Genomic DNA, 14114 nt, shown 5'->3' with positions numbered 1-14114 from the left:
CGAACGGACCCCGCGGTGAACAAGAACGCTGCGCGAACGCCCGGTCCCTAGCTTCGGTGGGGCAGGCAGCCCGACCGGGAGGCCGTTCCACATCAGGGAGAAATCGCATGACCACCATCACCGCACCGTTCCCCGAGCTGGCACTGGCGCTAAGGGGCGAGCTCGTGACGCGCGGCGACGACGGCTACGACCAGGCGCGCGCCGTCTACAACGGGATGATCGACAAGCACCCCGCCGCCATCGCGCGGTGTGCGGACACCGCGGACGTCGTCACGTGTGTGAATTTCGCGCGGGAGAACCGGATCGACCTCGCCGTGCGCGGCGGCGGGCACAACGCCGGCGGGCTCGGCATCGCCGACGACGCGCTGGTGATCGACCTTTCCGCGATGCGCAGCACGACCGTGGACCCCGAGACGCACACCGTGCGCGTCGACGCCGGGTGCACGTGGGGCGACGTCGACCACGCGACCGTGGGCTTCGGCATGGCCACGCCGTCGGGGATCATCTCCTCCACCGGCGTCGGCGGGCTGACCCTCGGCGGCGGGATCGGCTACCTGGCCCGGCGCTTCGGGCTGACGGTCGACAACCTGCTCTCCGCCGACGTCGTCCTCGCCGACGGCAGTTTCGTGCACGCCAGCGAGAAGTCGAACCCGGACCTGTTCTGGGCCCTGCGCGGCGGTGGCGGGAACTTCGGCGTGGTCACCTCGTTCACCTTCCGCTGCCACGACATCGGCGACCACGGCACGATCATCGGCGGCCCGGTGCTGTACGCACTGGAGGACACCGAAGACGTGCTGCGCTGGTATCGCGAGCTGCTTCCTTCGCTGCCCGAGGAGCTCAGCGGCTGGTTCGGCCTGATCACCATCCCGCCGGCACCGCCGTTCCCGGAGGAGCTGTGGAACCGCAAGGCGTGCGCCATCGTCTGGTGCTACACCGGTGACCACGCGCGGGCGGACGAGGTCCTCGAGCCGGTGCGCTCGTTCGGCTCGCCGCTGGTGGTGGGCTTGCACGCGATGCCGTTCACCGCGCTGCAGAGCGCGTTCGACGCCCTGTACCCATCGGGTCTGCAATGGTACTGGCGTGCCGACGTCACGACGGAGATCTCCGACGACGCGATCGCCATCCACCGCCGCTTCGGGGAAATGCTGCCGACGATGCACTCGTCCATGCACATGTACCCGATCGACGGCGCCGCCGCCCGCGTCGCCGCCGACGCCACGGCGTTCCCCTACCGCGACGGTGGCTGGTCCGGCGTGATCGTGGGCGTCGACCCCTCGCCTGACAACCGGGAGAAGATCACGCGCTGGACCAAGGACTACTGGACCGAGCTGCACCCGACCTCGGCCGGCGGCGCGTACGTCAACTTCATGATGGAGGAGGGCGACGACCGCGTGCGAGCCGCGTACCGAGACAACTACGAGCGGCTGGCGCAGGTCAAGAACCGGTACGACCCGCAGAATCTGTTCCACATCAACCAGAACATCCGGCCGTCCGGTTCGTGAGCGGCCCGGCCGGGTGGCTGCGGCGCGGCGGTCGGGGCCGCACCGCAGCACGCCGCGGTCAGGAACGGAGGGAGCCGCGACGGCGCTGGAAGTCGGTGACGGCGTCCAGCCCGGCGTGGAGTTCCTGACGCAGCAAGGCGAGCTGCTGGGTGGAGACGTCCTCCCCCAGCAGCTCGCCCAGGCGGCCCTTTTCCAGCTCCGCCAGCGCTTCCCACGGCGTCGGCGCGAGCTCGCCCACGACCGTGCCCGGGTCCGGAGGCGTCAGGCCGTCGACCACACCCGCGCGGCCGGCCGCCACCAGCGCGGCCACGACGAGGTGCGGCTGGGCGTCGGCGCCGGCGAAGCGGAACTCCAGCCGGGGCGACGCGGAGGTGCCGCAGAGCCGGACGGCGGCGGTGCGGTCGTCCGGACCCCAGCGCAGCACACGGGGGGAGAACGACGCGGTGCGCAGCCGGACGTAGCTGTTCCACGTCGGCGCCCACACGGCGGTCAGCGCCCGCGCGTCGCGCAGCACACCCGCGAGGAAGGCGCCGAGCCCGAACGGGAAGCCCGCCGGACCGTCCGGGGTGGACAGTGACAGGTGGACGTGGCACGAGTTGCCCTGGCCGGTCTCCGGAGCGGCCAGGTAGTCGGCGCCGGCGCCGTGCCGGGCGGCGACACGGCGGGTGAGCAGCTGGAGCAGCAGGGCGTCGTCGCACGCGGTGAGGGCGTCGCGGTGGCGCAGCACCACTTCGTACTGGCCGGGGTGGCATTCGGCACGGGCGGATTCCACACCCAGGACCGAGGCGGCCGAGCGCAGGTCGGCCAGCAGCGGAGCCAGGCGCTCGGTGCCGCCCACCGCGTAGTCCACCCCGTGGCCGGTCAGCGGGGTGCCGGAGCCGTCGCGGAACACCACCTCGTGCTCGATCCCCACCGACGGCACCAGGCCGAACTCTTCGAGCGCGGCCAGCTGCGTCCGCAGCACCGTGCGCGGCGCGAGGCCCGCCGGTTCACCCGAGGGCAGTTCGGCGTCGCACACCACGGCCCACGTGCGATCGCCCAGCGGCACGGCCGTCGCGGCGTCCGCGCGCATGCGCAGGTCGCCGAAGCCGCCGAGGTAGGCATTCAGGGACCCGTTGTCCGGCAACGGGTCCCGCTCCGGGGTCCAGGCGAAGACGTAGCTGCACACGCCGTAGCCGTCGTCGAGCACCGACGCGGCGAACGGCGCCTCCAGCTCCACCGCGGCGAACCGCGCGTGCGGGTCGGGCACGAGCAGCACCAGCCGCGTGCCCTCCTCGGCGAGCACGTGCCGAAGCACGGCGGCCGAGGCCGAGCCCGCCTCCGCGCGCACGGTGAGCGAGCGCGCACCGGCGGGCCGGTCGAACGGCGTCACCACGCGCCGTCCGGATCGGGCGCGTGCAACGGGTTCGGCACGCGGCCCCAGCGCACGTCGAACTCGTCGTCGCGCTCCACCTTGTCGAAACCCTGCCCGGCGAAGTGCTCCCGGTTGAGGGTGACGCGCTCGACGTCCGGTGCGAACAGCCGGCACGCGTCGAAGCGCTCGGCGACGTCCGGGTTCTCGTCGCGGTAGCGGCCGACGACCTCCCGCACCAGGGCCCAGAAGTCGCCGCGCGCCAGGCCGACGTCGTCGAGCAGGATCTCGGCCCAGAAGCGCAGCTGGCCGGAGAACACCGAGCTGAACAGCGACTGGGCGAGCAGGTGGGCGGGCCAGCGCAGCATGTCGGCGTCGGCCTCGGGCGGGAGGTCGGCGTAACACGGCAGCTCCTCGTCCATCAGGTCCACGCCCTGCGCGAAGTCCTTGATGGCCACCCGCACTGGCCGGCTGTCGGCGTCGACGACGAGGATCAGGTTCTGGCCGTGGGGGCAGAACCCGACGCCGTAGCGCAGCAGCCACTGCAGCAGGGGCGTGAGCAGCAGGTCGAACAGCCACGACAGCCACACTTCGGCGCCGTCGCCGGCTTGGGTGATCAGCCGCGTGAGCACGGCTTCGCCCGAAGCGTCGCGGTAGGGCAAAGCGGCGAAGGAGATCGCGCGCTCACCCTCGGCCAGCGTCGCGGCGAGCGGTTCGCGCCAGAGCGCGCCGAGGGTTTCGTGGAAGCGGTAGGGCAGCTCTTCGAGCGCGCCGAACAGCGGGTGGCGCACGGACACGCTCGCCACCTCCCCCAGCAGTGCGAAGCGGTACTTCTCAGACAACAGCGGATCGGCGGCGTCGACGCGGCGCAGCCATTCGGTGACCGACGGACCGGCCAGCGTCGCCGCGGAGTTCAGGCCGCGGTAGACCAGCGTGTTGCGCACGGAGACGGCGGTTTTCACGTCGTGGCGACCGGGGCTGCTGCGGTTGGCGAGCGTGCGCACCGTCTGGTGCGGACGGTAGGCGTCGGCGCTCTCCCCCAGCTCGATCATCCGGCCGGTGGCCAGCTCGGCGGAGTACAGGGTGCCGAGGATCTCGTCGGCCTGCCACGGGTGCACGGGCACCCACACGTAGTCGGCCGGGTCACCGACTTCGGCAACGCGCGCGGTGAACTCCTCACGCTGGGCGTCGTCCAGTTCTCGGCGCAGCAGCGTGGCGGCGTCGAGTTCGGCGACGGAACGGAACTGCGCGAGATCGCGGTGCACGGCGTACCAGCGCAGGCGGACGTCCTCGCCCGCCTCCGGCGCGTAGCGGGCGCGGTCCGGTGCCGAGAACCCGACACGGCCCTTGTTCAGCACGAGCCGCGGGTGACCCGTGAGGTGGCCGTCGGCGAGGTTGTAGTCCATCGTGGACAGTTCGGCGGCGGTCGGGGCGCGACGCAGGCGGGCGGCCTCGTTGGTGACGGTGGCGGTGAGCTCGGCGAGCACGTCGGCCAGGCGCAACCCGGTGAGCCCCAGGGTTTCCCGCGCGTCGACGACCAGGGTGCGCGGGTCGTCGGCGGGTGCTTCGGTGCCGTCGCTGCGCCGGACCGCGCTGCCGGGCAGGACCGTCCACGACTCGAACGCACCGCGGCGCGCTTCGAAGCGGTAGGAGACCCCGCCGGGCAGGTCGAGGTGCCAGGTGCGGTGGCCGTCGCGAGTCGCTTCGCCCGGCTGTGGCCGCAGCATCGCCTCGTAGGACAGCTCGCCCAGCATCTTGTGCGTCACGAGCGAGCCCGCGGCCCGCCAGGCGGCGGCGTCGGTCAGGGTCACTGGTCCTCCGTCTCGGGTAGGCCGAACGTGGTGAAGGCGGTGCGGCCGGGCAGGTCGTAGACAGCCTTGCCGCACACCGCGTTGAGGATCGCCGCGGCCCGCCAGGCGCCGAGGCCGAGGTCGGGCGCGCCGGGGCCGTGGGTGTGGCGCTCGGCGTTCTGCACGAACACCGAGCCGGTCACGCCGTCACCCAGCTCCAGCCGGTGGTCGGCGCCGACGACGAGCCGCCCGTGGTGGTCACGGCGCACCGCGAGCTCCCGCAACAACGGACCGGTCGGCGTTTCCGCGTAACCGGTCGCGGCGACAACGGCCGCCGTGCGGTGCGTGGCGCGGCGCCCCTGTTCTGCGTGCCGCAGGCCCAGCTCGATCCCGCCCTCGTCGGCCGTGGCCGAGACGACCTCGACACCCGGTGTGAGTGCCGCGCCGGGCCAGCCGCCGCCGATGCTGCGGCGGTAGAGCTCGTCGTGGATCGCGGCGATGGTCTCCGTGTCGATCCCCTTGTACAGCTGCCACTGCGCCGGCAGCAGCCGGTCGCGCACCGCCTCGGGCAGGCCGTGGAAGTAGGCCGTGTAGTCCGGGGTGAACTGCTCCAGCCCCAGCTTCGAGTACTCCATCGGCGCGAACGCGGGCGTGCGCGCGAGCCAGCGCAGGCCGTCCACAGTGGACCGCGAGCGCAGCAGGTCGAGGAAGACCTCCGCACCCGACTGCCCCGAGCCGACCACGGTCACCGTCTCCGCGGCCAGCAGCTCGGCGCGGTGGGTGAGGTAGTCGGCCGAGTGCAGCGCGAGCACGTCCGGTGCCGCGACGAGGTCCCGCACCGGTTCGGGCACGTTCGGCCGCGTGCCGACACCGAGCACCACCGACGCCGCGAGCACCGGATCGGTGCCCGGCACGGTCAGCTCGAACGCCTCTTCCGCCGCCACCCAGCGGAGGCCGGTGACCTCGTGACCGAAGCAGCACGAGGGCAGCCGGGCGGCGGCCCAGCGGCCGTAGTCGTCGTACTCGGCGCGGGGCAGGTGGAAGCGCTCGGCGAAGTAGAACGGCAGCAGGCGGCCGCGTTCGCGCAGGTAGTTGAGGAACGAGTGCCGGCTCGTGGGGTCGACGAGCGACACGAGGTCGGCGAGGAACGGGACCTGCAGCGTCGCGCCGTCGACGAGCAGCCCGGGGTGCCAGCGGAACTCCGTGCGTGCGTCGAAGAACACCACGTCGAGCTGGTCGAGCGGGTCGGCCAGCGCGGCGAGCGACAGGTTGAACGGTCCGATCCCCACGCCCGCGAGGTCGAAGCGCCTCACGAGGCGACCGGGCTTTGCGGTGCGGTCACGCCGCGCTCGGCCGCGGCCGTGGCCACGACCCGGTCGAGGAGCTCGACGTAGTCCTCGGCCGTGGTGTGCGGGTGCAGCAGGGTGAGCTTGAGCCACAGCTGCGAGGCTCCGTCGGGGCCGGTCGGGAGGGCGCCGCGGCCGATCACCGCGGTGCCGGCTTCCAGCAGCGTGCGGCGGACGCGGGCGACGAGATCGTCGTCGGCGCCGCGCGGGCGGAAGACGACCGTGGACAGCTCCGGTTCGCCCCAGGACTGCAGGGCGGGGTGGCGTTCCACCAGCTCGTTCACCTCGGTCGCGGTGGCGCAGCAGCGTTCGACGAGGGCGCCGAGGCCTTGGGTGCCGAGCGCGCGGACGGTCACGGCCATGCGGAACGCGTCGGGGCGCCGGGAGGTCCGGATCGAGCGGCCGAGGAGGTCGGGCAGGCCGGCCTCGGTGTCGTCGTCGGCGTTGAGGTACTCGGCGCGGACGGTCAGCGCGGAGAGGTCGGCCCCGTTCCGCGCGGCGAAGAGGCCGGCGGCGACGGGTTGCCAGCCGAATTTGTGCATGTCGAGGGCGACGGAGTCGGCGAGTTCGAGCCCGGCGATGCGCGGGGCGAGGGAGTCGCTGCACAGGAGCATGCCGCCGTAGGCCGCGTCGACGTGGAGGCGGGCGCCGGAGAGGCGGCAGATGCGCGCGATTTCGCCGAGGGGGTCGATGCGGCCGGTGTTGGTGGTGCCGGCGGTGGCGACTACTACGGCGGAGGCGCCGAGGGGAGCCAGGGCTTCGGCCAGCGCTTCCGGGATCATGCGGTCGCCTTGGCAGGGGACGAGGACCGGAGCCGGGAGGCCGAGGAGCCAGGCGGCGCGGGAGACGCTGTGGTGGGAGTTGGCGCCGCAGACGGGGCGGATGGTGGTGGAGCTGATTTCCCTCGCCAGGAGGAGACCGAGGAGGTTGGATTCGGTGCCGCCGGAGGTGACTACGGCGTCGGCGGTGGGGGCCGCCGGGAAGCAGAGGTGGGCGATGCCGGTGAGGAACTCCGCTTCGAGTTCGCCGGCCATGGGGGCTTGGTCCCAGGAGTCCATGGAGGGGTTCAGGGCTGCGGCCACGACATCCGCGGCGACGGAGACGGCCAGCGGGGGGCAGTGGAGGTGGGCGGCGCAGGCCGGGTCCGCCGGGTCGGCGGTGCCTGCCGCGAGGAGGGTCGAGTAGTGGTGGAGGGCTTGTTCGGCGCCGATGCCGGTTTCGGGGAGGTGCTGGGTGCCGCCGGAGGCGGCCAGGGAGGCGGCGACGGTGGCGGGGCCGCCGGAGGGGATGGGGCCGTTGCGTTCGGTGATGCCCGCGGCCATGCCGCGGAGGGCGACGGGGAGGAGTTCGGTGAGGTGTGCTGCGCCGTCGCGGCCGCCGGCCAGCCAGGTCGCTGAATCTCCACCCATGGAGCCGCCTTTCTTAGGGTAACCTTGCCTACCCTACGCAACTGTACGGATACCCAGGGGGAAGGGGCTCGGTGGGTCTCCGAGGGGCCTTGTCCAGGATGGAGAGGACTGGGGGTTGATGCGTCGGCCGTTCGGGGGGCGAGGCGCGCGGAGCGCACCATTGCGCCCGGGGGGCGAGGATGGGCACCCCGATTTTTTGATCGTCACGACGGTGGAGATCGGCTTGTCAAGCAGGAAAGCGTGCCTTGACAAGCCGATCTCTGCCGTGTCGGGGAAAAGAATCGGGGGGGCCGGGCGGGGGAAGGATGCGGGAAGGGGTGGGGAGAGCGTTTGTTGCGTTGCCGGGTAGCAGGCGGGTGGGGCAAGGGCACGGGGACGTTGGTGAGGCGGTGAGAGGCGTTGCCGGGCGGGGGTTTGGTGAGGGCAAGAGCCGCCGGGCTTTGGGTGGGGTGGCGGGTTGTGTTGGCGGGTGGGGGTTAGGTGGGGCGCGGCAGAAAAGCGCCCCAATGTGGCATTCGGTGCGTTGGGGGCAGCGAATGCCGCATGGGGGCGGTGGGGTGGCGCGTTGGGGGTCAGCGTTGGGGGGCGAGGCCCTTGGCTAGGTCGAAGGGGTCGGTGCCGGTGGGGAGGAGGGCGATGACGGGGGTGGTGAGGCCGTTGTCCACATAGGACTGGACCTGGTCACGGCAGGATTCGACGCTGCCGTGGATGACCAGGGAGTCGACGACGGAGTCGGGGATGACCTCGTTGGCCTTTTTGCGGTCGCCGGCGGCCCAGGCTGCGTGCATGGGGGCGAGGGCGTCGCCGCGGCCCAGCCAGTCGTGGAATTTGGCGTAGACGGGGACGGTGAGGTAGCTGGAGATCATCATGCGGCCCAGGGCCCGTGCGGCGTCCTTGTCCTCCGTGGGGCAGACGAAGATGCGGGCGGCGAGTTCGACGTCCGGGCCGATGACGTCGCGAATCTTGGGGACGTCGGTGGCGGCGAGCCAGTTGGTGATGGCGCCGTCGGATTCCTGGGCGGCGAGGCGGAGCATGCCGGGGCGCAGGGCCGCGAGCATGATCGACGGGGCGGGGTCCGGGGCGCGTTCGAGGCGGAACTTGCTCACGGAGAAGGTGTCGTACTTCTCGGACACCTTCTCACCCGCCAGTGCGCTGCGCAGGAAGTGCAGGGTGTCGCGGGTGCGGGCGAAAGGCTCTTCGAACGCCGCTCCGTTCCAGCCTTCGACGATGACCGGGGACGAGGCGCCGATGCCGAGGACGAAGCGGCCCGGGGCGAGTTCCGCGAGGGTCGACGCGCTCATGGCCAGCAGGCCGGGGCCGCGCGTGTAGACGGGCACGATGGCGGTGCCGAGACGGAGCTGCGGGGCCCACTGCGACGCCAGCGCCAGGGGCGTGAAGGCGTCGGTTCCGGCGGTTTCGGCCGTCCACACGTCGGTGTAGCCCAGGTCGGGCAGCTGTTCCACGAGGGCCCGGTGCTCGAGCAGCGGCACACCCGTGAGCGGGATGGTCAGGCCCCACCGGTTCATGCGTTCTCCTTGTCGACGGTGACGGCGGCGAGCTCACGCAGGATCCAGTCGACCTGCGTGCGCATCAGGTTTTCCGCGACCTCCTCGGCCTGCGGGGTCATGTGGGTCGCCCCGGCCAGCGGGAGGAAGACGTGGGGGCGGCCCTTCGCCAGCAGCGCGCCGGACAGCCGGAGCGAGTGCGCCGGGAAGACGTTGTCGTCGGCGAGGCCGTGGACGATCAGCAGCGCGCGGGACAGTTCGCCGGCGTCGGCGATCAGGGAATTGTGCTCGTAGACCTCGGGGGCGTCCTGCGGTTTGCCCAGGTACCGCTCGGTGTAGTGCGTGTCGTAGAGCGCCCAGTCGGTGACGGGCGCGCCGGCGACGGCGGCGTGGAAGACGTCCGGGCGGCGCAGCACGGCCAGGGCCGAGAGGTAGCCGCCGTAGGACCAGCCGCGGATGGCGACGCGTTCGAGGTCCAGCTCGGGGTGGTCGGCCGCGGCGGCGTGCAGGGCGTCGACCTGGTCGGCGAGCGTGACGTCGGCGAGCTTGCCCGCGATCTCCCGTTCCCAGGCCGGGCCGCGGCCGGGCGAACCGCGGCCGTCGGTGACGAGCACGGCGAAGCCCTGGTCGGCCAGCCACTGCGGCGTGAGGAAAGCGTTGCGGCTCTGGAGTACGCGCTGGGCGTGCGGGCCACCGTACGGGTCGAGCAGCACGGGCAGCTTGCCCTCACTGGGTTCGTAGCCGCGCGGCAGCACGAGGGCGGCGCGCAGACCCCGCTCCCCGAGCGTGAGCCAGCTGAGGTTCGGTTCGATCTCGGGGTCCACAGTGGACGAGGCGATCCGGCCGACCTCGGTGCCGTCGCGCAGGACCGTGACCACCGGGCCGCTGTGGGCGAGGCTCCATTCGGTGAGCACGGTCAGCTCCGCGCTGCCGGAGCCGACGTGCACACCGTCCTGAGTGGACAGCCGCTGCACGCCGCCGGGGCCGGTGCGGTAGACGTGGATCTGCGTGGAGTCGGCCTCGGACGCGGTGAACAGCACCTGCTCGCCCGCGTGCAGCACCGCGCGCAGCTGCGTCCCCGGCGGGGTGACGGGCTCCCCCGCCACCACGAGCCGGTGGTCGCCGTCGGCCGCGCTGGTGGTGACGAGCCGGCCGTCGGAGGTCCACGCGGGCACGCCCTGCACGATGTCGACCCAGTGCTCGTCGGTCTCGGTGTGCAGTTCGGTCACGGAGCCGGCGGCCGGGTCGAGGGCCAGCACGGTGAGGCGCTTCTGGTCGCGCGGCTGCACCGCGAGCAGCGGCGCGCCGCCGGCCGACCAGTGCACCGTGACCAGGTACTCCCAGTCGCCGCGCTCGACGTCGACGCGGCTGCCGTCCAGGCCGAGCACGGCGAGCGACACGAGCGCGTTGGGCGAGCCCGCCGACGGGTAGGCCACGACGTTGGCCGGGTGGTCCGGGTTCGCGGGGTCACCGATGGTCCAGCGCGGCACGGGGCCGCGGTCGGAGCGCTCGACGATGAGGCTCCGCCCGTCCGGCGCCCACCAGTAGCCGCGCGTGCGGTCCATCTCCTCCGCGGCGATGAACTCCGCGAGGCCCCAGGCGACGTCGTCACCGTCTTCCTCGACGAGCGCGCGGTCGGTGCCCGTGGCCAGCTCGATCACGCGCAGGCGGCGGTCGCGGACGTAGGCGACGTGCGTGCCGGTCGGGTTGGGCCGCGGGTCGACGACCGACCCCTCGACGAGCACCGCGGTCGCGCCGGTGGCCAAGTCGAGCGTGTAGAGCTTGCCGGACAGCGTGAAGGTGACGACGGTGAACGCGTCGTCCACCCCGTAGGCCACCACACCGCCGCCGGTCTCCCGCGCGCGTTCGCGCCGGGCCCGCTCCTCCGGCGGCAGGTCCTCCTCGCCGGGCAGCAGCTCCGCGGCGTCGACGAGCTTGGCCTCCGCACCGGTCGCGAGGTCGAGCGACCACAGGCTGTGGCGCGGGTCCGTGCCCGTCTCACTGCGCAGGAACAGCACGCGCGAGCCGTCCGGGGCCACGCGGAACTGCTTGGGGGCGCCGAGGGTGAAGCGCTGCGTGCGGGCCTGGCGGCGGAGGAACGGAACGTCGTCGAGAGCAGAGTCGGTCACGCCCGCACTCTTCCAGACGATCAGGCCGGCACGCCATCACCCTTCAGCATCGCCAGCTGCTCGGCGACGTCGAAGTGTGGCTCCGGGAACCGCGGCGACATCTCCGTCATCGTCTCGATCAGCAGCTCCGCGACGGCCCAGTTGCGGTACCACTTGCGATCGGCCGGCACGACGTACCACGGCGCGTGCTCGGTGGACGTGCGCGCGAGCATGTCGGCGTACGCCTGCGCGTAGGCGTCCCACTGGCCGCGGGCCTCGACGTCGGACGGCGCGAACTTCCAGGTCTTCTCGGGCCGTTCCAGCCGCGCGACGAGCCGGCGCAGCTGTTCCTCGGGCGAGATGTGCAGGAACACCTTGACGATCGTGGTGCCGCCCGCCACCACCTCGTTCTCGAACGCGTTGATCTGCGAGATCCGGTTGCGCCGCTCGGCCGTGGTCAGCAGGCCGGACACGCGGGGCACGAGCACGTCCTCGTAGTGCGACCGGTCGAACACCCCGATCTGGCCCGACGCCGGGAGCTCCTTGCGAACTCGCCACAGGAAGTCGTGGCGGCGCTCGGCGGGCGTGGGCACCTTGAAGCCCTTGTAGCGCACGCCCATCGGGTTCACCAGACCCAGCACGTGCCGCACGGTGCCGCCCTTGCCGGAGGTGTCCATGCCCTGCAGCACGAGCAACACGCTACGACCGCCGCCGCTCGTGCCCTCGGCGTACAGCGCCTCCTGCAGGGCGTCGAGCCGTTCGCCGGCGGTGGCGAGCTTCTTCTCGCCCTTGTCCTTCTTGCCCGGCCCGACGGGTGAGGACCCCGGATCCGGCAGCTCCGCCGTGGCACGGAGCGCGTCGCGGACCCGGGTCCCGTTGTCCTTCTTCGCCATCCGGCGACGATAACGTCAGGAAGCGGCCTTCGCGGCGAAGAGTTTGAGCAGCCCGGTCCAGCCGTCGTCGGTGTCCACGCCGTCGTGAACCTTCGCGGCGGTGGCGCCGTGCCGCTCGAACGCGCGGTGTTCGATGGCGACTCGCGTGGTCCCGGGCCCCTCCTCGGTGAAAACGACCTCGATCTCGCTCGCGCGTGCCGGGTCCGGATCGATCTTCCAGTCGCCGTCGATGTGCCACGACAGAACCACTCGGCCGGGTGGCTCCCAGACGAGCACGTGACCCCACACGCACTCGGACCCGTCGGTGAGCCGCTCGTACCAGCGCCCGCCTTCTTTCGATTCGAGGACCACTTCGGCGAGCTCGCCCTCGCCGAGGTGGTGCTCGCGCGGCCACCAGCTGTCGAAACCCTCGGTGTAGACCTTGAACGCGTGCTCGCGCGAGCAGGCGACGGTGATCGTCTTGCGGATCGGTTCGAGTGTCATGGCTCTTCGCTTCCTGGGACGGTTTCCTCGGCTTTCCTGGCGAACGAACTCAGCGCGTCCGACCACATCTCGTCGAGGTAGGCGCGCAGCGCGGCGATCCCGTCGGGGCGCAGCCGGTACAGCCGTTTCGTCCCGGCAGCCTGGTCGACGACCAGGCCCGCCTCCTTGAGCACCTTCAGGTGCTGCGAGACCGCCGGACGGCTGATCGGCAACGTCGCGGCCAGCTCGCCCACCGCGCGCGGCCCTTCGCGGAGCGCTTCGAAGATCGCGCGCCGCGACGGGTCGGCGAGGGCGGAGAGCGGGTCGCTTCCGTAAGTCGCCACGAACGGTAAGTTACAACTTACCGATGACCGAAGTCAACGCAGCGCATCGATTCGCCGGTCAAACCCTTCGACTGCGCAACGAACGACGGGTGAAAGCAACGTTTCCCGGCTGAAGTCCCCGCCCGTTGGATCTAGCCTGAACGCATGACGACGCTCGCCGGTCGGGAGACCGCCATCCCTGCCTCCGCCGACGGCTTCATCGAGCTCGACGAGCGGTGGAGCACGCACAACTACCACCCGCTGCCCGTCGTGATCGCCGAAGCCGAGGGCGCGACGGTGACCGACGTCGAGGGCAGGTCCTACCTCGACTTCCTGTCCGGTTACTCCGCCCTGAACTTCGGCCACCGCCACCCCGCGCTGATCGGCGCGGCCGTGGAGCAGCTGGGCCGGGTCACGCTGACCTCGCGCGCGTTCCACCACGACCAGCTCGGGCTGTTCTGCCGTGAGCTCGCCGAGCTGACCGGCACCGAGATGGTGCTGCCGATGAACTCCGGCGCCGAGGCCGTGGAGTCGGCCGTGAAGGTGGCGCGCAAGTGGGCCCACCAGATCAAGGGCGTGCCCGACGGCACGGCCGAGATCGTCGTCGCCGGCGCCAACTTCCACGGCCGCACCACCACGATCGTCTCGTTCTCCACCGACGACACCGCGCGCGCCGGCTTCGGCCCGTTCACGCCGGGCTTCGTCACGGTCCCCTACGGCGACGCGGCCGCCCTGCGCGCCGCCATCACCCCGCGCACGGCGGCAGTCCTGCTCGAACCGGTGCAGGGCGAGGCCGGCGTGATCGTGCCGCCGGCCGGCTACTTCGCCGAGGTGCGCCGCGCCTGCGACGAGAACGGCGTGCTGCTCATCGCCGACGAGATCCAGTCCGGCCTCGCCCGCACGGGCACGGTGCTGGCCCTGGACCACGAAGGCGTGCGTGCCGACGTCTACACCCTCGGCAAGGCCCTCGGCGGCGGCATCCTGCCCGTGTCCGCCGTGGTCGGCAGCCGCGACGTGCTGGGCGTGCTGAAGCCGGGCGAACACGGCTCGACGTTCGGCGGGAACCCGGTGGCGTGCGCCGTCGGCCGCGCGGTGGTGCGGCTCCTGCGGACCGGCGAGTACCAGCAGCGGTCCACCGAGCTGGGTGCGCACCTGCACGAACGGCTGTCGGCGCTGGTCGGCCACGGCCTGTCGGAAGTCCGCGGCCGCGGTCTGTGGGCGGGTGTGGACATCGCCGCGGGCGGGCCGACCGGGCGCGCCGCGTCCGAGGCGCTCGCCGGGCTGGGCGTGCTGTGCAAGGAGACGCACGACCACACGCTGCGCATCGCTCCCCCGCTGGTGATCAGCCGCGAGGAGCTGGATCGCGGGATCGACGCGATCGCCCAGGTGGTGCGCGGCTAGGGCGCTCCCGGGAGCGTTTCGCCC

11 protein-coding genes are annotated in these 14114 nt (G+C 72.2%); 2 read left to right on the top strand and 9 right to left on the bottom strand.

Annotated elements, in window-relative coordinates; all coding sequences use genetic code 11:
- The first annotated feature begins 107 nt into the window (after positions 1-107).
- Complete coding sequence (locus AB0K15_RS09270; protein WP_364047526.1) at positions 108-1502, top strand: FAD-binding oxidoreductase; 1395 nt, start codon at positions 108-110, stop codon at positions 1500-1502.
- A 58-nt stretch (positions 1503-1560) separates the two neighbouring features.
- Here the strand turns inward: AB0K15_RS09270 and AB0K15_RS09265 are convergent, their stop codons facing one another.
- From AB0K15_RS09265 to AB0K15_RS09225, 9 genes are all read right to left on the bottom strand, one after another.
- Positions 1561-2874: a glutamine synthetase gene (locus AB0K15_RS09265; protein ID WP_364047977.1), complete on the bottom strand. Its 1314-nt coding sequence runs from the start codon at positions 2872-2874 to the stop codon at positions 1561-1563.
- Entirely contained in the window at positions 2871-4664 is a 1794-nt protein-coding gene (locus AB0K15_RS09260; RefSeq protein ID WP_364047524.1) for an IucA/IucC family protein, read from the bottom strand. The genes AB0K15_RS09265 and AB0K15_RS09260 overlap by 4 nt, the downstream gene beginning before the upstream one ends.
- A complete protein-coding gene (locus AB0K15_RS09255) occupies positions 4661-5956 on the bottom strand; it encodes a SidA/IucD/PvdA family monooxygenase (protein WP_364047522.1) in 1296 nt (431 codons plus the stop codon). The genes AB0K15_RS09260 and AB0K15_RS09255 overlap by 4 nt, the downstream gene beginning before the upstream one ends.
- Positions 5953-7398: a pyridoxal-dependent decarboxylase gene (locus tag AB0K15_RS09250; RefSeq protein WP_364047520.1), complete on the bottom strand. Its 1446-nt coding sequence runs from the start codon at positions 7396-7398 to the stop codon at positions 5953-5955. Before AB0K15_RS09250 ends, AB0K15_RS09255 begins: the two co-directional genes overlap by 4 nt.
- Before the next feature lie 572 nt (positions 7399-7970).
- Entirely contained in the window at positions 7971-8924 is a 954-nt protein-coding gene (locus AB0K15_RS09245; RefSeq protein WP_364047518.1) for an LLM class F420-dependent oxidoreductase, read from the bottom strand.
- Positions 8921-11032: a prolyl oligopeptidase family serine peptidase gene (locus AB0K15_RS09240; RefSeq protein WP_364047516.1), complete on the bottom strand. Its 2112-nt coding sequence runs from the start codon at positions 11030-11032 to the stop codon at positions 8921-8923. The genes AB0K15_RS09245 and AB0K15_RS09240 overlap by 4 nt, the downstream gene beginning before the upstream one ends.
- A gap of 20 nt (positions 11033-11052) precedes the next feature.
- Positions 11053-11904, bottom strand: coding sequence for a PPK2 family polyphosphate kinase (locus AB0K15_RS09235; RefSeq protein ID WP_364047514.1), 852 nt, complete (start codon positions 11902-11904; stop codon positions 11053-11055).
- Positions 11905-11919: 15 nt separating this feature from the next.
- Entirely contained in the window at positions 11920-12387 is a 468-nt protein-coding gene (locus AB0K15_RS09230; RefSeq protein ID WP_364047512.1) for an SRPBCC family protein, read from the bottom strand.
- Positions 12384-12710 (bottom strand): metalloregulator ArsR/SmtB family transcription factor, encoded by a 327-nt coding sequence (locus AB0K15_RS09225; RefSeq protein WP_364047510.1) that lies wholly within the window; start codon positions 12708-12710, stop codon positions 12384-12386. Before AB0K15_RS09225 ends, AB0K15_RS09230 begins: the two co-directional genes overlap by 4 nt.
- Before the next feature lie 144 nt (positions 12711-12854).
- On the opposite strand from AB0K15_RS09225, the gene rocD reads away from it, so the two are divergent.
- The gene (gene rocD, locus AB0K15_RS09220; protein WP_364047508.1) at positions 12855-14090 is read left to right on the top strand and encodes an ornithine--oxo-acid transaminase; all 1236 of its coding nucleotides are present in this window, start codon (positions 12855-12857) and stop codon (positions 14088-14090) included.
- Positions 14091-14114: the final 24 nt, after the last annotated feature.

The sequence above is a fragment of the Amycolatopsis sp. NPDC049253 genome (assembly GCF_040678995.1).
GTDB lineage: Bacteria > Actinomycetota > Actinomycetes > Mycobacteriales > Pseudonocardiaceae > Amycolatopsis.
Note: the sequence above shows the minus strand (reverse complement) of the source record. Positions and strands in the feature narration are given on the sequence as shown.

Bases quoted from the DNA above. Each gene is read 5' to 3' on its own strand.
- AB0K15_RS09270 (WP_364047526.1), top strand. From the start codon at position 108: ATGACCACCATCACCGCACCGTTCCCCGAGCTGGCACTGGCGCTAAGG.
- AB0K15_RS09250 (WP_364047520.1), bottom strand. From the start codon at position 7,398: ATGGGTGGAGATTCAGCGACCTGGCTGGCCGGCGGCCGCGACGGCGCA.
- AB0K15_RS09245 (WP_364047518.1), bottom strand. From the start codon at position 8,924: ATGAACCGGTGGGGCCTGACCATCCCGCTCACGGGTGTGCCGCTGCTC.
- AB0K15_RS09235 (WP_364047514.1), bottom strand. From the start codon at position 11,904: ATGGCGAAGAAGGACAACGGGACCCGGGTCCGCGACGCGCTCCGTGCC.
- AB0K15_RS09230 (WP_364047512.1), bottom strand. From the start codon at position 12,387: ATGACACTCGAACCGATCCGCAAGACGATCACCGTCGCCTGCTCGCGC.
- rocD (WP_364047508.1), top strand. From the start codon at position 12,855: ATGACGACGCTCGCCGGTCGGGAGACCGCCATCCCTGCCTCCGCCGAC.